At 44.6% G+C, this 18,387-nt stretch carries 15 protein-coding genes; 9 read left to right on the top strand and 6 right to left on the bottom strand.

All coding sequences use genetic code 11. From position 1 onward, the window contains the following. Positions 1 to 256: 256 nt before the first annotated feature. Positions 257 to 1,732, bottom strand: a complete 1,476-nt coding sequence (crtI, locus tag IH597_15585; protein MBE0663878.1) for a phytoene desaturase — start codon at positions 1,730 to 1,732, stop codon at positions 257 to 259. 456 nt (positions 1,733 to 2,188) lie between these two features. Here crtI and IH597_15580 point away from each other — a divergent pair, with 456 nt between their 5' ends. The 3 genes from IH597_15580 to IH597_15570 all read left to right on the top strand — a co-directional run bounded on the left by IH597_15580 (position 2,189) and on the right by IH597_15570 (position 7,902). Next, positions 2,189 to 3,259 carry an efflux RND transporter periplasmic adaptor subunit gene (locus IH597_15580; protein MBE0663877.1) on the top strand — a complete coding sequence of 357 codons (1,071 nt, stop codon included), beginning with the start codon at positions 2,189 to 2,191 and terminating at the stop codon, positions 3,257 to 3,259. Positions 3,260 to 3,386: 127 nt separating this feature from the next. Beyond that, the gene (locus tag IH597_15575) at positions 3,387 to 6,452 is read left to right on the top strand and encodes an efflux RND transporter permease subunit (protein ID MBE0663876.1); all 3,066 of its coding nucleotides are present in this window, start codon (positions 3,387 to 3,389) and stop codon (positions 6,450 to 6,452) included. A 142-nt stretch (positions 6,453 to 6,594) separates the two neighbouring features. After that, positions 6,595 to 7,902 carry a TolC family protein gene (locus IH597_15570; protein ID MBE0663875.1) on the top strand — a complete coding sequence of 436 codons (1,308 nt, stop codon included), beginning with the start codon at positions 6,595 to 6,597 and terminating at the stop codon, positions 7,900 to 7,902. A 52-nt stretch (positions 7,903 to 7,954) separates the two neighbouring features. On the opposite strand, the gene IH597_15565 is transcribed toward IH597_15570, so the two are convergent. Together IH597_15565 and IH597_15560 are read right to left on the bottom strand one after the other, a co-directional pair. After that, the gene (locus IH597_15565) at positions 7,955 to 8,365 is read right to left on the bottom strand and encodes a DUF2752 domain-containing protein (protein MBE0663874.1); all 411 of its coding nucleotides are present in this window, start codon (positions 8,363 to 8,365) and stop codon (positions 7,955 to 7,957) included. After that, positions 8,355 to 8,693: a TM2 domain-containing protein gene (locus tag IH597_15560; GenBank protein ID MBE0663873.1), complete on the bottom strand. Its 339-nt coding sequence runs from the start codon at positions 8,691 to 8,693 to the stop codon at positions 8,355 to 8,357. Before IH597_15560 ends, IH597_15565 begins: the two co-directional genes overlap by 11 nt. A gap of 233 nt (positions 8,694 to 8,926) precedes the next feature. On the opposite strand from IH597_15560, the gene rpsO reads away from it, so the two are divergent. The 5 genes from rpsO to IH597_15535 all read left to right on the top strand — a co-directional run bounded on the left by rpsO (position 8,927) and on the right by IH597_15535 (position 13,963). Continuing rightward, a complete protein-coding gene (rpsO, locus tag IH597_15555) occupies positions 8,927 to 9,196 on the top strand; it encodes a 30S ribosomal protein S15 (GenBank protein MBE0663872.1) in 270 nt (89 codons plus the stop codon). Positions 9,197 to 9,328: 132 nt separating this feature from the next. Further along, on the top strand, positions 9,329 to 11,461 hold the full coding sequence (pnp, locus tag IH597_15550; protein ID MBE0663871.1) for a polyribonucleotide nucleotidyltransferase: 2,133 nt from the start codon (positions 9,329 to 9,331) through the stop codon (positions 11,459 to 11,461). A gap of 93 nt (positions 11,462 to 11,554) precedes the next feature. Continuing rightward, positions 11,555 to 12,418, top strand: coding sequence for a sigma-70 family RNA polymerase sigma factor (locus tag IH597_15545; protein MBE0663870.1), 864 nt, complete (start codon positions 11,555 to 11,557; stop codon positions 12,416 to 12,418). Further along, entirely contained in the window at positions 12,418 to 13,071 is a 654-nt protein-coding gene (locus tag IH597_15540) for a ribulose-phosphate 3-epimerase (GenBank protein ID MBE0663869.1), read from the top strand. The genes IH597_15545 and IH597_15540 overlap by 1 nt, the downstream gene beginning before the upstream one ends. A gap of 91 nt (positions 13,072 to 13,162) precedes the next feature. Next, a complete protein-coding gene (locus IH597_15535) occupies positions 13,163 to 13,963 on the top strand; it encodes an RNA methyltransferase (GenBank protein MBE0663868.1) in 801 nt (266 codons plus the stop codon). Between the two features lie 33 nt (positions 13,964 to 13,996). Here IH597_15535 and IH597_15530 read toward each other — a convergent pair whose 3' ends face one another. The 3 genes from IH597_15530 to IH597_15520 are packed head-to-tail and all read right to left on the bottom strand — an operon-like array spanning position 13,997 to position 17,196. Then, entirely contained in the window at positions 13,997 to 14,956 is a 960-nt protein-coding gene (locus tag IH597_15530; GenBank protein MBE0663867.1) for a transketolase family protein, read from the bottom strand. A gap of 15 nt (positions 14,957 to 14,971) precedes the next feature. Continuing rightward, positions 14,972 to 16,351, bottom strand: a complete 1,380-nt coding sequence (locus tag IH597_15525; GenBank protein MBE0663866.1) for a VWA domain-containing protein — start codon at positions 16,349 to 16,351, stop codon at positions 14,972 to 14,974. Then, positions 16,351 to 17,196 (bottom strand): transketolase, encoded by an 846-nt coding sequence (locus tag IH597_15520; protein ID MBE0663865.1) that lies wholly within the window; start codon positions 17,194 to 17,196, stop codon positions 16,351 to 16,353. The genes IH597_15525 and IH597_15520 overlap by 1 nt, the downstream gene beginning before the upstream one ends. Positions 17,197 to 17,450: 254 nt before the next feature. Here IH597_15520 and IH597_15515 point away from each other — a divergent pair. Further along, the coding region (locus tag IH597_15515) for a hypothetical protein (GenBank protein MBE0663864.1) at positions 17,451 to 18,387 on the top strand (937 nt) is incomplete at its 3' end.

Raw genomic sequence — 18,387 nt, 5'->3', positions numbered from 1 at the left:
ACTCCACTACTCCATCACTATATTGACCCATACCAACTAACTAATTAACCATTCACCACTCCATTTCCACTAATTAACCAAACATCAAAGCCCAAAATCCAAAGTTCAAAACCCAAATTCCAGAATTTCAAATATAAAATTGATGTCATTTGTAGATTTATGAATCTTAAATCTGGAATTTTGAATTAAGAATTCCATCACTCCATCACTCCATTACTCCAATACCCCCTCATCGCAAACTACCTCGCCCACTGCATCACAGCATCACATTTTTAAGAATCTCCTCCGCCGCAATCCTTCCCGACATGATGGCTGGGGGAACACCGGGGCCAGGAACGGTTAACTGTCCGCTAAAATACAGGTTTTTTAATTTCCGGCTTTTCATCCTGGGTTTTAAAAATGCTGTTTGCATCAGCGTATTTGCCAGTCCATAGGCATTGCCTTTGTATGCATGGTAATCGCAGATAAAATCATTGTGTGCATAAGAGCGCTTATAAATCACATGTTCGTGGATTTTCTGTCCACTGATATCTTCAAGTCGTTTCATTACTATGTTAAAATAGTGTTCCCGTATTGCTTCTGTATCTTCCAATCCGGTTGCCACAGGGATGAGCACCATCAGGTTCTCCTGGCCTGCGGCGGCAACACTGGGGTCGGTCTTTGAGGTCGCACTTACATAAAGCGCCGGGTCGCTGGGCCAGCGAGGCTTGCCATAAATCTCAGCTGCATGTATGTCGAAGTTGGTATCAAACAGCAAAGTGTGATGCAGGAAACCTTCCAGCTTCTTATCAAGGCCAATATAAAAAATCAGAGAACTCGGAGACATAACCCGTTTAGCCCAGTATGATTTGGAATACATGCGGTATTTTTCGGGAAGCAGGTTTTGTTCTATATAATGATAATCTCCTGCGCCAATGACATAATCGGCTTCAAAGCGTCCCTTTTTTGTTATAACGGCGTTAATTACTCCATCTTTGATTTCGAGTTCTTTGGCTTCGGTTTCAAAGTGGAATGTAGCACCCATTTCAACAGCCAGTTTGTGCATCGCATCAACCAACTCGTACATTCCTCCCATGGGATACCATGTTCCCATCTTGAGATCTCCATAATTCATCAGGCTGTATAATGCGGGTGTGGTGTCGCCGGTGCCGCCCAGAAAGAGGATAGGGAATTCGAGCAGCCTGTGAATCCGCGGGTTTTTAAAATAGCGTGCTACATGGCTGTGAAAGGATCGGAACAAATGCATGGCAAACAAGTGTTTGAGCAATCTCCATTGTGCAAATTCCTTTATGGAGAGTGAAGGTTTGGTGGCAAACTGATTGATGCCGATGGTATATTTTCTCTCAGCTTCGATAAGAAATTTTTGCAGTTTTCTTCCGGCTCCTGGCTCCAAGCGTTCGAACAATGCAATTGTTTCTTCCACATCTGAGGGAATTTCAACAAAGTCATCCTTACCAAAGTAAACCCTGTAAGACGGGTCCAGGCGCTTGAGCTCAAAATAATCGCTGGTTTTCCGATCAAAAGCCGAGAAAAAATTGTCCATAACATCAGGCATCCAATACCAGCTTGGTCCCATATCGAACGTGAAACCTTTGGCTTCGAACTTACGTGCCCGCCCGCCTGGCATTGAGTTTTTCTCTAACACACTCACTTCAAAGCCTGCGCGGGCAAGAAAAGCTGCTGCCGAAAGTCCGGAAAATCCTGCGCCAATGATTACTGCATGTTTGTTCATGATGGGTTATACATGTTTGATAAAAATCGTTTTTTTAATACTCCATAAACACTAATGAAGATATTTTGTTTGAGTGAATAGAGCTAAGAGTTGAACACATTCTGACTCATAAATGTTTTACGAGTGCTTCCTAATTTTGAGGGTGACTGAATTTTCCAACATGCTAACTCAAATTGTTACGAATGTACGATTAATATTTAAAGTGCCGCCTTTGCGAAGCACTTCAGAATCTTCTCACTAGCATTCGACAAAATTATTTCTTTTTGATCGCAAGCTTTCTGCTCATCCGTTGTCAAACAAAGACCTTTTTTTATGTGTTAATTCATTGGGAGGTTTATATACAGGTTGCATTTTTCATGGCTAACCTATATTACAAATTGCCAGCCTGCTCTTAAATGAGTGTTAATGACTAACTTTGCGCCCGGTTTTTAAATAGGGACTTTTTCAATAAAATAGATGGATAAAATACTTAAAAGAATTCTTCTTATTCTGCTTGTAGTGCTTGTTTTGCTCTTCCTTCTGGGACGCCGGCTCGATTGGTTCAATTTCGATAAGAAGGCAACTTCAGTTGAATCAGTTGCTCCTTCAGGGCTTCCGGTAAAGGCTTTGATTGTAAATCCGGCTGATCTCGACAACCGTATTTTTACCAGCGGTACAGTACTGCCCGATGAATCGGTTGAGCTTTCAAGTGAAGCTTCCGGAAAGATTACAGCAATTTATTTTAAGGAAGGGGAGAGGGTTCGCAAAGGCGACCTTTTACTTACCATCAATGATGCCGACATGCAAGCCCAATTGCAACGGTTCAAATACCAGGAAGCGCTGCTGGAAGAGCGTGAATTCCGCCAGCGAATGCTATTGGAGAAAGAAGCCGTAAGCCAGGAAGTGTATGACAGGGCGCTGGCTGACCTGAATACCAATCAGGCAGAAATGCTGATGGTTGAAGCACAAATTGCCAAAACCCAGATAAAAGCTCCTTTTGATGGAATTATCGGCTTGAGGATGGTGAGCGAAGGAAGTTATATCAGCCCTGGAACCCGCATTGCTTCGTTGGTGAAAATGCAACCTGTAAAAATTGAATTTTCAATTCCTGAGCGTTACGCCTCTGAAGTAAAGCCCGGCAACCCAATTAGTTTTTCCTTCGGAAATGCAAGCAAACAATATGAAGCCAAAGTTTATGCTGTGGAGCCAATCATTGATCAGGCTACACGCACACTGCGACTCAGGGCGTTGTATTCAAATCCTGGACTCGATGTGATTCCCGGCTCCTTTGCTACGGTTGAGCTTGTGCTCAACACTTATTACGAAGCGGTTACCATTCCTACTGAAGCGCTGGTTCCTATGTTGGGAACACAACTTGTTTATCTTTATAAGAATGGCATTGCTGAACCCATGGAAGTAGAAACCGGAATACGCACCAGTGATTTAATCCAGATCACTTCAGGTCTGAACCCGGGAGACACAATCATTACAACTGGAATTCTTCAGTTAAGAAAAGGAATGCCAGTTACGCTAAGCGAAATAAATTAAGGTGTTGTCAGGAGCCGGTCACATAACTGAAACTGGGATCTATGCCCACATCTTACTTTCTAAATCGTAATTCGTAAATCTGAATTCGTAAATCTGAAATCGTCAATCCACAATCCTAATTTATCCCATGGGCCTTTCATCACTCAGCATACAACGTCCGGTTTTAGCAACGGTAATGTCAATTGTCATTATCATTTTTGGTCTCATTGGGTTGAACTTCCTTGGCGTCCGTGAGTATCCCAGCGTTGATCCTCCGATTATCAATGTGAGCACCAATTATGTGGGCGCCAATGCCGACATCATCGAATCGCAGATTACCGAACCGCTCGAAGAATCCATTAACGGGATTGCGGGCATACGCACCCTTACATCCACAAGCCGCGATGGGCGTAGCGGAATACGCGTTGAATTTGACCTTGGTGTTGATCTTGAAGCTGCTGCCAACGATGTGCGCGACCGCGTTGCAAGGTCATTGTTTCGCTTACCAGCTGATGCTGATCCACCCGTGGTTTCAAAATCGGATGCTGATGGCAGCCCGATCATTTTCCTGAATATTGCAAGCGAATCACGCTCACTACTTGAATTGACAGATATAGCCGACCGGATTTTCAAGGAACGCTTTCAAACCATTCCGGGTGTCAGCCAGGTTGGTATCTGGGGCGCCAAGCGCTACTCCATGCGCTTATATATGGATCCTTTGAAACTTGCCGCTTATGGACTTACGCCTCTTGATGTCCGCACCGCATTGCTCCGTGAAAATGTTGAGCTGCCATCAGGTCGCATCGAAGGCAATGCAACGGAACTCACGGTTCGCACCTTGAGCCGCCTTGAAACGCCAGAGGAATTTGGCAATCTTATCATCAAAGAAGATAACAACGCAGTAATCCGTTTCAGGGATTTGGGTGTTGCTGAGTTGGGTCCGGAAAATGAACGCACATTGCTTCGCCGCGATGGGGTTCCTATGGTAGGAAACGCTATTACACCTCAACCTGGTTCGAACCATATTGAAATTGCCGATGAGTTTTACCACAGGCTTGAGCAAATAAGAAAAGATCTTCCGGCAGATATCAAAACCGCTATCGGGTTCGATACCACAGAGTACATCCGCAACTCTATCAAAGAAGTGCAGCAATCAATTTTTATTGCCTTTTTCCTGGTTGTACTCATCATTTTCTTTTTCCTCCGCGACTGGCGTACCACCATCATTCCGGTAATCGTAATTCCCATTAGCCTCATAGGCTCCTTTTTCATCATGTATCTTGCAGGGTTCACAATCAATGTGCTTACGCTGCTTGGCATTGTGCTTGCCATAGGCCTGGTGGTTGACGATGCTATTGTGGTGCTGGAAAACATTTACACAAAAATCGAAGCAGGATTATCGCCGGTTGAAGCCGGTATACGGGGTTCGGCAGAAATATTTTTTGCCGTTATTGCCACTACAATAGCGCTGGCGGCTGTGTTTTTGCCTGTCATATTTTTAGAAGGGATTACCGGTCGCCTGTTCCGCGAATTTGGCATAGTGCTTGCCGGTTCCGTCATCATTTCAAGCTTTGTTGCACTCACGCTCACGCCAATGCTTTCAACACGCATCCTGAAAAAACGTGAAAAGCATAACTGGCTTTATAATAAAACTGAACCTTTCTTTAATAATCTTACCGGCTGGTATCGCGACTCGCTTAATGCTTTTATGAACCATCGCTGGATAGCATTTGTGATCATCATCATTTCTATTTTAATGATCGTGGGCTTTGGTTCTTTGCTGCCTTCTGAACTCGCCCCGCTTGAAGACCGCTCCGGCCTCAGAATAGTGGCCACCGCACCCGAGGGCGTTTCCTATGAGTATATGGATAGCTATATGAATGAACTGGTTGAGCTTGTGGAGAATGATGTGCCTGAAATTGACGCCTTGATTTCAATTACAAGTCCTGGTTTTGGTGCAGCAAGTTCTGTTAATTCCGGGTTTATTAGAACGCGCCTGGTTGACCCTTCGCAACGTACAAGATCACAACAGGAGATTGCAGCGGCTATTTCAAGCCATGTGCGTGAGCTTTCAGCTGCAAGGGTTTTTGTTGCACAGGATCAGTCAATTGGCGGGCAAGGCGGTGGACTTCCCGTTCAATATGTGATTCAGGCTCCGAATTTTCAAGCGCTGAGAGACATTGTCCCGCTTTTTATGGAAGAAGTATATGCCAGTCCGAAGTTTCAGTTTGCCGATCTTAACCTTCGTTTCAATAAACCTGAAATCAGCGTAAGCATTGACCGCGATAAGGCGCGTAACCTGGGTGTTTCAGCAATGGATATTGCACAAACACTTTCACTGGCATTCAGCGGACAGCGGTTCGGGTTTTTTGTGATGAACGGCAAGCAATACCAGGTTATAGGTCAGATGAACCGTGAAAACCGCAACAAACCACTTGATCTGCAGTCGCTTTATGTCCGAAACAATCGTGGTGATATGATCCAGCTCGACAACCTGGTACAACTTCGTGAGGAAACCAATCCACCACAGTTGTTCCGGTATAACAGGTTTGTTTCTGCTACCGTATCAGCTAATCCGGTTGATGGGGTCACCATTGGCCAGGGAATATTGGAAATGGACCGTATAGCCGATGAAGTACTCGACGACCGTTTCAGCACAGCGCTTGCAGGGCCTTCAAAGGATTTTGCTGAAAGTTCATCAAGCCTGGTCTTTGCATTCGTATTTGCATTGATCCTGATTTACCTGGTACTCGCAGCTCAGTTTGAAAGTTTCCGCGATCCGCTGATCATAATGTTTACCGTGCCGCTGGCGCTAGCCGGTGCAATTCTCACAACTTGGTATTTAGCGAACACTATGAATATTTTCAGTCAGATTGGTATGATCATGCTCATAGGGTTGGTAGCAAAGAATGGTATTCTGATTGTTGAATTCGCCAATCAGCGCAAAGCACAAGGCCTGGACAAGCTTGAAGCAATCAAGGGAGCGGCGGTAGCAAGGTTCAGACCCATTTTGATGACCAGTTTATCAACTATACTGGGAGTAACACCTATTGCCCTTGCTTTAGGCGCCGGCGCTGAGAGCCGTACATCAATGGGAACTGCAATCATTGGTGGTTTATTATTTGCAACAATTCTCACATTGTATGTGATTCCTGCTATCTATTCATTTGTTTCTGAGAAAAGTAAAGATGTTTCGAATGTGGAAGCGGCGTGAGAAGAACCAAGAAACAAGACACAAGAAACAAGAAAGATTTACTTCATCACTCCAATACTCCATCACTCCACTAATTGACCAATTAACAATTCAACCAATTAACCACTCGACACCGCACCACCGCATCACAAAATAAAAAAACATGTTTTCCAAAATAAAATCAATTCTCACTTTAGTTTCCTTAATGCCGCTGCTGGGTTTTTCACAGGAATTGTTAACTCCAGATCAGGCCGTTGAGATTGCACTTGAAAACAATTATTCGATCCGAATTGCCCGAAAGCAGGCGGAAATTTCTTCAAACAATGTGACTTACGGTAATGCTGGTTTTTTACCTGCAATTGACCTAGGTGCTTCACAAAACAACAATATTCAAAATTCCCGTCAGGAATACCTTTCGGGTGAGATTAATGAAAGAGATAATGCTAAATCAAACTCTTTGAACCTGAATGCAGCCCTTAACTGGACCTTGTTCGACGGGCTGGCCATGTTTGCAAGCTACGAGAAACTGAAGGAATTTGAAGCAATGGGCGAATTGGCTGCACGGGCAATTATTGAGCAAACCATCGTCAGCGTGTTGTCGTCATACTATGACCTGGTTCGCCAGAAGCAGCGTTTGCAGGTGATTGGCAAATCTATTGCAATTTCAGAGGAAAGGATCAGGCTAGCTGATGAGAAATTCCAATTGGGCGCAGCTTCAAGGCTGGATATTTTGCAGGCCCAGGTAGATTATAATACGGATCGTTCTGATTTGTTGAATAGCGAGGAGCTCATGCGAACCTCAAAAATACGCCTCAACAACCTGATGGCGCGTGACATAAATTTTGATTTTGAAGTTGCTGCCGAGATTGACCAGGTTATCTTACCTGAATGGGCTGCCGTTCATGAAGCGGTGATGGCCAATAACACTTATCTACAGATGAGTTTTACCGACAATCGCATAGCTTCACTGGATTTACGCGAAATACAAGCCCTCCGCATGCCACGTCTCAATGCGAACCTGGGTTACAATTATGTCAGCGCCGAGTCAGAATCAGGTTTTATTAAGACCAACCGTACTTCTGGAATAAATTACGGGCTTTCAGTTGGATGGAATATTTTTAACGGGTTCAATCTGAACCGTCAGATAGAGAATGCACGGCTTATGCTCGAAAGTTCAGAAATTGAACTTCTTGAATTTCGTCACCAGCTTGAAGCCGACCTGATGGCAACATGGCTGAGCATGCAGAGCAAAATTCAGCTTGCAGATTTCGAAGCTGAAAACCTGGAAGTGGCCGATATGAACCTGGCCATTGCCATGGAACGTTTCCGCCTGGGTGAACTTTCAGGCTTTGAACTGCGCGAAGCCCAGAAAAACTATTTGGCGGCCGAGGGAAGGCTGATTACCGCCCGCTATCAGGCCAAGATCGTAGAAGTTGAGTTAAGGGAAATTAGTGGGGGGTTGCTGGAGTAAAAGTTGGAAGAAAAATAGATTTCAGCTATGAGTTTTGATTTTCAACCCATTGCTACAAATCCTTCATAATATTCCACACCCAAACCCCTCCGATAATAGCTAACAAAAACAGAAAATAAGGCCATTTCAGCCTGCGGCTCAGTAAAGGAAGAAAAGTTTCTTTTTTTCTGATCAGATCAATAGTCAGCCAGATAATAGCTGCTATGGCAGCAAGCGCAAACGGAATTGCTAATGGGTTCATCAGGAAAGCGCCCCAGAAATCTCCCTGAGATATAAGTATGCTTGCTTTCCCCATTCCGCATCCCGGACAAGGGATTCCGGTGATTGAACGGAACATGCAAAGCCCTTTGATCCCGCCAATTGACAAAAACTGCGGCAACAAATACAATGCATAACCACCGGTAATCAATACGATGGCAAGCAGGTTTCGGAAATAGAAATTCTGTAAAACCCTAAACGGCAACTTGCATGAATTTGTTGAAATTATATTCACGTGTAAGGCCCATGATCAGAAACCAGTCCACAAGGGTCCAGATGCCGAGGCCACCACAGGTCAACAGCTTTGCGATCCCAACACCGGTTTGATCCAGGAGAAAACGGTCAACACCAAAATGGCCGACAAGTATTGAAAGTACCAATAGTAACGTGGGATCTTTAAACTGCATGGTTTGGAGTCGAAAGAATTTGTCATCATCCATTTTTTCGAGGTAGTTGCGGATAATGGGCAAATGTTCGGGCTGAAACTTGCTGGCCTGGGTGGCGAAGAAGAGTTCAATTTTGTGTGGATCCATTGCTGATTGATTTTAAGATTTGATTATTAGTATCAATTAAAGCCGGGCTAATGTATAAATCTTTCTCCTCATGCAAGAGGTTCGCACAGAAAATAATTGTAAAATATTTACTTTTGCCATTCGAATAAAAAGTGAAAACAAAATTTTACTTCTATCCTTTGTAAATCCAATTAGAAATCTTAATTTTGCACCCCGTTTTTCAAGAGAAGTTTAAAGCTATAGATAACAAGGATATGTACCTTACAAAAGAAACAAAACAAGATTTTTTTAAAGAATACGGTAAATCGGAATTCGATACCGGTTCTCCTGAAGGCCAGGTTGCACTGTTCACACATAGGATCAAGCATCTTACTGAGCACCTAAAAGGAAACAGGAAAGACAAAGCTACTGAACGTGCATTGGTTCGCCTCGTTGGTAAAAGAAGGCGCTTGCTTGATTATCTTAAAGAAAAAGATATTACCCGGTACCGCGCTATTATCAAAAAGCTTGGTATCAGAAAATAGAAAGCATATTTAGCTGTTCAAGAAGGCAATTTCCTGATTGCCTTTTTTTATATTGTGAAAAATTGACATTGCTTTGGGCTGTGACCACGCAACACAGATTGATTTTTAGATGACATTATAACCAAACCCTATATGAACGTAATTACAAAAACCTTCGATCTTGGTGATGGAAGGACAATTAGCATTGAAACCGGCAAATTGGCCAAACAAGCCGATGGAGCCGTAGTAGTAAAAATGGGCAATACGATGCTCCTGGCCACGGTGGTTGCCAAAACTGAAGCAGCAGAAAATGTTGATTTTTTGCCCCTGACCGTTGATTATCGCGAGAAATACGCTTCCAGCGGAAGATTCCCCGGTGGTTTCTTCAAAAGAGAAGCACGCCCTTCGGATTACGAAGTGTTGATTTCACGCCTGATTGACCGGGCTATCCGCCCATTATTCCCTGATGATTATCATGCCGAAGTTCAATTGCTTATAACTCTGATTTCGAGCGACAACAATATCTTGCCCGATGCACTGGCAGGTCTTGCAGCCTCAGCTGCACTGGCAGTTTCAGATATTCCATTCAATGGGCCTATCTCGGAAGTACGTGTTGGACGCCTTAATGGCAAATTCATTGTTAACCCTGGTGTAAAAGACTTGCCGGAACTGGATATTGACATGATTGTTGCTGCCTCAGAGGACAACATCATGATGGTAGAGGGTGAGATGAAAGAAGTGGGTGAAGCTGACATGATCGAAGCTTTGAAAGTTGCCCATGATGCCATTAAGATTCAATGCCGGGTTCAGAAAGAATTGGCGGCTGAAGTTGAAAAGGCTAAGGTAAAGCGTGAGTATAGTCACGAAACCAACGATGAAGAACTTCGTGAAAAAATCAGGACCGCTGTTTACAAAAAGATTTATGAAGTTGCCAAACAAGGTATTGGAAAGAAAGAACGTAGTGAAGCTTTTAGTCTGATAAAATCAGAGTTCATTGAAACCTTGAGCGAAGAAGAACAGGCAGAAAAGGCCAACATGATTGGAAGGTATTATAAAGAGGCACACAAGGAAGCAGTCAGGAATGTTGTGCTGGATGAACGCATTCGCCTCGATGGCCGCAAACTGGATGAGATTCGACCAATATGGGGCGAAGTGGATTATCTGCCTGCAGTTCACGGTTCAGCCATATTTACACGCGGTGAAACCCAGGCGCTGGTTACTGTTACCCTGGGAACCAAACTGGATGAGCAGATGATTGATGGCGCTGTGATTGAAGAGAAGATCAATTTTATTTTGCATTATAATTTTCCGCCATTTTCAACTGGTGAAGTGAAACGAATGCTTGGAACCAGCCGCCGCGAAATCGGCCACGGAAACCTGGCGCACCGTGCTTTAAAAAGCATGATTCCTGCTTCCGATGAGAACCCTTACACCATCAGGATAGTTTCAGACATTCTGGAATCGAACGGCTCATCATCAATGGCTACAGTTTGCGGTGGCACACTTGCCTTGCTTGACGCCGGAATAAAAATGCGCCGCCCTGTTTCAGGAGTGGCCATGGGTTTGATTGCCGACACAAAATCAGGAAAATACGCCGTACTTTCAGATATTCTTGGCGATGAAGATCATTTGGGTGATATGGATTTCAAGGTTACCGGAACACGCAACGGTATCACTGCTTGCCAAATGGACATTAAAGTTGACGGCTTATCCTACAAGGTTTTGTCAGAAGCTTTGGATCAGGCCAAACTTGGACGCCTGCATATTCTTGACGAAATGGAAAAAGTGATTTCTTCGCCAAGAGAAGAATTCAAACCCTTTGTTCCCCGCATCGTTAAAATGACTATTCCACGTGAGTTTATTGGTGCAGTTATCGGACCGGGTGGCAAGATCATCCAGGAAATGCAACGCGAGACAGGCTCAACCATCGTGATCGAAGAAGTAGGTGAATTCGGAATCATTGATATTGTTTCCGCCGATCAGGATTCAATTGAGAAGGTGAAGAGACGCATCCGCCAAATCGTAGCTGTTCCCGAAATTGGTGAAGTTTACAAAGGAAAAGTTAAAAACATAACCACTTTTGGCGCTTTTGTCGAAATTATTCCCGGAAAAGATGGCTTGCTCCATATTTCTGAAATTGACTGGGCCCGAATCACAGATGTTGAAAGTGTATTGAAGGTTGGTGATGAAATTGAAGTGAAGCTGATTGACATTGACAGCAAAACAGGCAAACTCAAACTTTCCCGTAAGGTGTTGCTTCCCAGGCCTCCAAGGCAGGAACAATAAAAGATATTTCAGCTTTGTTGAAATATTTTCTCTTTTTTGAAACTTAATCCCCTTTGAGTTCGTACAGAATAAGCTAACAATTTGTCATAAACTATGAGGCAACTCAAAATCACCAAGCAGGTTACGAACCGCGAAACCGCTTCACTCGATAAATACTTACAGGAAATTGGAAAAGTTGATCTGATCACGGCCGACGAGGAAGTCGCCCTGGCGCAGCGCATCAAGCAAGGCGACCGTGCCGCACTTGAGAAACTTACCAAAGCCAATCTACGTTTTGTTGTATCTGTTTCAAAACAGTACCAGAACCAGGGCCTGAGCCTCCCCGACCTCATCAATGAAGGCAACCTCGGGCTCATAAAGGCGGCGCAACGTTTCGATGAAACCCGCGGGTTCAAATTTATTTCCTACGCTGTATGGTGGATACGTCAATCCATTCTTCAGGCTCTGGCGGAGCAATCACGTATTGTGCGTTTGCCATTAAACAAGATTGGCGCCATCAACAAGATCAACAAAGCATATGCGAAGCTTGAGCAGGTTTATGAACGCGAACCCAATGCCGAAGAAATTGCTGAAATGCTTGAAATTACTGAAAACGAGGTAAAAGACTCAATGCGTAATTCCGGTCGTCATGTATCAATGGACGCTCCTTTGATACAGGACGAAGACAACAATCTTTACGATGTGCTCCGCAGCGATGAAGTGACCACTCCTGAAACCGAATTGCTTTACGACAGTTTGCGCAAGGAGATTGACCGCGCCATTTCAACGCTTACCGGCCGCGAGTCGGATGTTGTGAAGCTTTACTTCGGGCTTAACGGCAGTCACCCGATGACGCTTGAAGAAATTGGCGAAAAGTTTGATCTGACCCGTGAACGCGTTCGCCAGATAAAAGAAAAAGCCATCCGCAGGCTCAAACATACATCAAGAAGCAAAATCCTGAAAACCTACCTGGGTTAATGAAACACCTTGTAGCTCCTTCATTATTATCAGCTGATTTTTCCTACCTTCGCCGTGATATTGAAATGGTAAACAACAGCCTTGCTGATTGGTTCCATCTGGATATCATGGACGGTGTTTTTGTTCCCAATATTTCCTTTGGACTGCCTGTTGTAAGCGCTATTAAAAAATACGCAAGCAAACCGCTGGATGTTCACCTGATGATTGTACAACCCGAACGCTATATCAAGCAGTTCAGGGAAGTCGGAGCAGACATCCTCAGTGTTCAGATTGAAGCATGCACCCATCTTCACCGTACACTTCATGCGATCCGTGAAGAAGGCATGAAAGCCGGTGTTGTGCTGAACCCACATACCCCGGTTGAAAGCCTGCGGGAAATTATCAACGATGTTGATCTCGTGCTGCTCATGTCAGTGAATCCTGGATTTGGCGGTCAAAAATTTATAGAAAATACGTTTGATAAAATCAGCAGGCTGAAAGAATTGATTTTACAAAAGAACGCAACTGCATTGATTGAGGTAGATGGTGGCGTTGGAACCGGAAATGCACGGAAACTTGTTGATGCAGGCGTTGATGTGCTGGTTGCCGGAAACTCGGTTTTTAATGCAGCCGATCCGGTGGCGGCTATTGCTTCACTTAAGCATCTTGATTAATCAATTGTTCCTGACCATCATTTTATTCTTGCGTCCAAACCATTGACCACAACCTGCGTTGAGCAGGTTCGAACCATAAAAATTCTGGTCCATGCCTATTTTAGAGAAGATAACAAGCCTTCAGAACCTCCGCGTGAAAGAGGTTGTAAAGCTGCACCGTTCAAAGGATCGCAGGGAAAGTGGTTTGATTATCGTTGAAGGGTTCCGGGAAATCCGGCTTGCCATCGAATCAGGCCTTAAAACTGAATACCTGATGGTTAGCCCCGCTCATTTTCAGGAGAAAAACCAGGGCGATATCTCGAACATGATTGATGATTTTAAGTGTTTTGAAGTGAACAGCCAGGTGTTCGCAAAAATGGCTTACCGCGATCAATCGGATGGTTTGCTGGCGGTGATGCAGGCGCGGGAGAAAAAGCTAACTGACATATTGCTTACAGAAAATCCATTGCTCATCGTTCTTGAATCGGTAGAGAAACCAGGAAATCTTGGCGCCATCCTTCGTACAGCTGATGCAGCTGGTGTTGATGCCGTAATTATTTGCGATCCGCTAACCGATATTTATAATCCCAATGTCATCCGCTCATCCATTGGCTGTGTGTTTATAAAACAAGTTGCTACATGCACCTCCACGGAAGCGTTACAATGGTTGAGCCAAAATAATATTGAACCTTTTGCTGCCGCGCTGACCGCTAAATCCTTTTATCATCAAAGCGACTTCAGGAAACCGCTGGCATTCGTTATGGGGGCAGAAGCGGATGGCCTCAGTGAATTCTGGCTTGAGAACACAAAGTCCCAGGTTAAGATACCAATGCTCGGAAGTATAGATTCACTAAATGTTTCTACTTCGGCTGCCGTATTGGTTTATGAAGCTTTGAGGCAAAGAACCGCTTAAGTCTTCAATAGAACTTCAACACTTTCGACAGATCTATAATCGCTTGCGGCCAATCACCTTTATCGCCGCTTCAACAACGTCCGGGGTATCCAGATGATATTTACGCATCAGTTCTTCGGGTTTACCGCTTTCGCCGAATGAATCTATTACGGCGACCATTTCCATAGGTGTGGGATGATGAAGCGTCAGCAATTGCGCAATGCTGTCGCCGAGGCCACCATTTTGCTGGTGTTCTTCCGCGCTGACAGCACAAGCAGTTTTCTTAACTGACTCAAGAATTACCTTTTCATCCAGTGGTTTAATTGTGTGAATATTGATCACTTCGGCAGAGATGCCTTTTTCTTTCAGGATCAAACAGGCTTCCAGGGCTTTCCAAACCATATGGCCTGTGGCAAAAATGCTTACGTCATTTCCGGTTTGCAGCAAAAGGGCTTTGCCAATAACAAAATCCTGCTCTGCCGGAGTAAAGTTGGGAACCTTTGGCCGGCCGAAGCGCAGATACAAAGGCCCGGTATGTTTTGCAACGGCAAGGGTCGCGGCCCTGGTCTGGTTGAAATCGCAGGGATTGATCACAGTAAGATTTGGCAACATTTTCATGAGCCCGATGTCTTCGAGTATTTGATGTGTTGCTCCATCTTCGCCGAGGGTGACGCCGGCATGTGAGGCGGCAATCTTTACATTTTTATTGGAATAGGCTATGGATTGCCTGATCTGGTCGTAAACCCTTCCGGTAGCAAAATTGGCAAAAGTCGTTGCAAAGGGAATTTTCCCACCGATTGTTAGCCCTGAAGCAATGCCCATCATATTGGCTTCGGCAATACCAACCTGGAAAAACCGCTCAGGAAACTCTGCCGCAAATTCCTCGAGTTTGAGCGAACCCGTCAGATCGGCACAAAGTGCCACTACATCAGGATTGCTCCTGCCTAATTCCAGCATGGCTACACCAAAACCTGAGCGGGTGTCCTTGCTACCTGTATTTATGTATTCTTTCATGTATTTGTAATTTTCTCAGAACACCCTGAGGTTAACAGTTTCGCCTGAGCGGATTGTAAAACGTTTTTCGATTGTAAAAATAGACCGGTCGCTGAATTTTGAGCGGTAAACGAGCAAGTAATCACCAGGCATCAGGATCAGGGATTCCTGCAGCAGGTTGTCCCTGAGATCGTAAATCCATTCCTGGTTTTTGTTTTTAAGTACGTAAAGGCTTCCAAACCCGATAATTGATTTGTTGATTACGATAATTCCAGGCAATGGGATCTCGACATTGGTAACGGCATCCTGTGAGATTTCAATCCTCGGTATTTGCAGCCGAGGTAACGAAAGTACTTCCAGACTATACAAACCTGTAAGGTAGCGCTTGTTCTCGCCCACCATCTGTACGTTGATGGTTTCAGGTTTTTCATGGGGTCTGACCACAATGGGAATGCTTCTGAGCAAGCGATCGTTGCCTCTTACCATCAGGTTTAAAGAACCCTGGGGTGAATTGATAATAATTGTGTTATGAATTTCGGGTTCCAGCACAAGATTATCAATCCGAACCGGCGGCGTTGTGTGAACCACTAGATCGTAAACCGGGATAGGGTCAATGATCAAAGTGTCAGGATTTCCGGCACTGTTGATGGTGTGAATGTAGTTGTACCTTGGCAGACCGGATACCCTGTCGTAAAATGTCATGTTCACATTGGTTTCAGTAGGATTGCCCCAGGTATCGAGGAGGTTCACCTGAAGTGTGGTTCGTTGCAACGCCTGCGAGATCACAGAATTCAACGCAGCAGTAAATGCATGTTCGCTTGAAGCATCAAAGTAAGAACCTACACAATCAAATGCATCACGAAAATCGAGTCCGATACCGATAACAAATGGTTTCAATACGACACCTTTTCGTTGTAATGCTGCCGAAACTTCGCATGGGTCGCCTTCACATTCTTCAATTCCGTCAGTTATCAGGATCACAATATTGCGGCAGTTATCGCAGTCGGGAAAGTCATGCTCGGCTTCCATCAAAGAAACGGCGATAGGAGTCGTGCCCCGAGGTGTGATCTCGTAGATTTTCTTTTTTATTTTCCTGCTGTTATCGGGTTCGAAAGGAACCTCAAGCCTTGTGTCTGAACAATCCTGCGGCGGATAAGTCCGTTGATGCCCGAACACCCTCAGGGCTAGTTCAATATTTTCAACGGTTCTGAGACTATCGAGTAGATTGCCCATCATGCGCTGGGCGATATTCATTTTTGTATCACTTTGCCAGCGGCCATACATGCTCTGCGATGCATCAAAGATGAAAAGAATACGCGTTAACGGTGGTTTTTTTTCCTCTGCTGTTTGCTGGGCGAAAGCACAGGGTGAAACAGCCAGAAAAATCAGAATTATATTAAGGAGGAATTTCTTCATTAATAATCTCCGAGTGTTTCATCGAGTTGCTCAAGTGCTTTTTTTAGTTGTTCATCGCTGGGGGCAACACCGTGCCATTTATGATGGTTCTCCATGAAATCAACTCCTTTGCCCATAGCAGTTTTCATGAGAATGATGATAGGCTCTTCTTTACCTGTTAACGAAAAAGCTTCTTCGAGTGTATTGAGTAATTCTTCCAGGTTGTTGCCGTCGGTTTCAAGTACCTTCCAGCCAAAACTTAGCCATTTGTCTTTCAGATTTCCCAGGGGCATTACATTGTTAACCATGCCGTCAATCTGCTGTCCATTATAATCAACGATAGCGATGAGGTTATCAATTTTCTTACCGGCAGCATACATTGCCGCTTCCCAAATCTGGCCTTCCTGCATTTCGCCGTCACCCATCAGAACATATACCAGGTGATTGTCGTTATTCAGTTTCTTGCCCGATGCACATCCAATGGCCACTGACAATCCCTGGCCGAGCGAGCCTGATGCAACCCGCACACCCGGAAGATGTTCGGCTGTTGCCGGATGGCCTTGCAAACGGGAATTAATTTTCCGGAAAGTGCTGAGTTCTTCAACGTCAAAATAGCCGCTACGGGCCAGCACACTGTACCATCCGGCTGAAAGATGGCCGTTGGAAAGAAAGAAAACGTCTTCGCCAATTCCATCCATATTGAAGGGGGAGGGACTATGCCTGAGTATGCGGAAATACATGGCTGAGAAAAACTCGGCGCATCCGAGTGGCGCTCCCGGATGGCCTGATTGTACGGCATGAACCATGCGGAGCACATCCCGCCTTAGCTGTGAAGCGATAATGGCTAGTTCGTTTGTTGATTTCATAATTGACTGCGAAGTTGTGTTTGCGGGACTTGAATTGCAGTTTTCAAAAATAGGCAATTTATCAAGTTGCAGGAATAATAAAGGCTAACTCAAAGAAAATTTTTATAACTCTTCAGAAACATTGAACTTTGCTGCGTGGGATCGGGTTGTTGGTTTGCAATTTCTGACTATTATCTTTGTGTATTTGAACCTTGGCATACTCCTAATAGTAATATACCGTTTTGGCTTTTATAAATGATGAATTTCTGCCTCCTATGAGAAAGCACTTTACCATTATTCTTACCCTGATTTTATTACTAACTGCTTATTCCGAAACCCAGGCACAACAAGCAAGAGTTGGTTTTGTATCCGACCCGCCTGCGGAAAAACTTTGGGTTGATTCTGTTTATAATTCGTTAAGCACCGAAGAAAGGATTGCACAGTTGATTATGATACGATCCTTTTCAAACATGGGGCAACGCTACACCGATTCGATTGCCGGAGTTCTTAAAAAATACAATGTGGGTGGAGTAATCTTCTTTCGCGGCACTCCTGCTTCGCAGTTAATCATGACCAATCACTACCAACAGGTTGCCAAGACACCTTTGCTTATTGCCATTGATGCCGAGTGGGGCCTGGGCATGCGGCTCGACAGTGCAATTTCTTATCCTCGGCAACTGGCATTGGGCGCCATTGAGAATGACCTGATCATTTATGAAATGGGCCTTGAAGTTGGCAGACAACTTCTGCGCATAGGCGTGCACATGAATTTTGCCCCAGTGGTTGATGTCAACAACAATGCCATGAACCCGGTCATCAACAGTCGCTCATTTGGCGAAAACAGCCTCTTTGTTGCCAGCAAATCACTGGCATACATGAAAGGCATGCAGGACATGGGCATCATCAGTGTAGCCAAGCATTTTCCGGGTCATGGCGATACCGATAAAGACTCTCACTACACGCTGCCCCTCATCAGCAAGTCCATGCAGGAAATTGACAGCGTTCATCTTTTCCCGTTTCGCTACCTGATCCAAAACGGTTTGATGGGTGTGATGACCGCCCACCTTGCGGTTTCGGCCATTGATGACCATCCGAAAGCCATCTCCAGCTTGTCGGAGTTGGCAATCAATAAATTGTTAAAGCAGGACCTCGGCTTTGAAGGTTTGGTGATTACCGATGGACTCGAAATGAAAGCCATTGCTGATTATGTTC

This window comes from Bacteroidales bacterium (genome assembly GCA_014860575.1).
In the GTDB taxonomy this organism is placed as follows: domain Bacteria; phylum Bacteroidota; class Bacteroidia; order Bacteroidales; family JAAYJT01; genus JAAYJT01.
The sequence above is the reverse complement of the archived record's forward strand: the minus strand, read 5'-3'. Positions and strand labels throughout refer to the sequence as shown.

Coding starts and splice junctions, on each gene's coding strand:
- IH597_15545 (MBE0663870.1), top strand. CDS start 11,555: ATGAGGCAACTCAAAATCACCAAGCAGGTTACGAACCGCGAAACCGCT.
- IH597_15580 (MBE0663877.1), top strand. CDS start 2,189: ATGGATAAAATACTTAAAAGAATTCTTCTTATTCTGCTTGTAGTGCTT.
- IH597_15520 (MBE0663865.1), bottom strand. CDS start 17,196: ATGAAATCAACAAACGAACTAGCCATTATCGCTTCACAGCTAAGGCGG.
- IH597_15560 (MBE0663873.1), bottom strand. CDS start 8,693: ATGGATCCACACAAAATTGAACTCTTCTTCGCCACCCAGGCCAGCAAG.
- IH597_15540 (MBE0663869.1), top strand. CDS start 12,418: ATGAAACACCTTGTAGCTCCTTCATTATTATCAGCTGATTTTTCCTAC.
- pnp (MBE0663871.1), top strand. CDS start 9,329: ATGAACGTAATTACAAAAACCTTCGATCTTGGTGATGGAAGGACAATT.
- IH597_15575 (MBE0663876.1), top strand. CDS start 3,387: ATGGGCCTTTCATCACTCAGCATACAACGTCCGGTTTTAGCAACGGTA.
- IH597_15530 (MBE0663867.1), bottom strand. CDS start 14,956: ATGAAAGAATACATAAATACAGGTAGCAAGGACACCCGCTCAGGTTTT.
- rpsO (MBE0663872.1), top strand. CDS start 8,927: ATGTACCTTACAAAAGAAACAAAACAAGATTTTTTTAAAGAATACGGT.
- IH597_15535 (MBE0663868.1), top strand. CDS start 13,163: ATGCCTATTTTAGAGAAGATAACAAGCCTTCAGAACCTCCGCGTGAAA.
- IH597_15525 (MBE0663866.1), bottom strand. CDS start 16,351: ATGAAGAAATTCCTCCTTAATATAATTCTGATTTTTCTGGCTGTTTCA.
- crtI (MBE0663878.1), bottom strand. CDS start 1,732: ATGAACAAACATGCAGTAATCATTGGCGCAGGATTTTCCGGACTTTCG.
- IH597_15570 (MBE0663875.1), top strand. CDS start 6,595: ATGTTTTCCAAAATAAAATCAATTCTCACTTTAGTTTCCTTAATGCCG.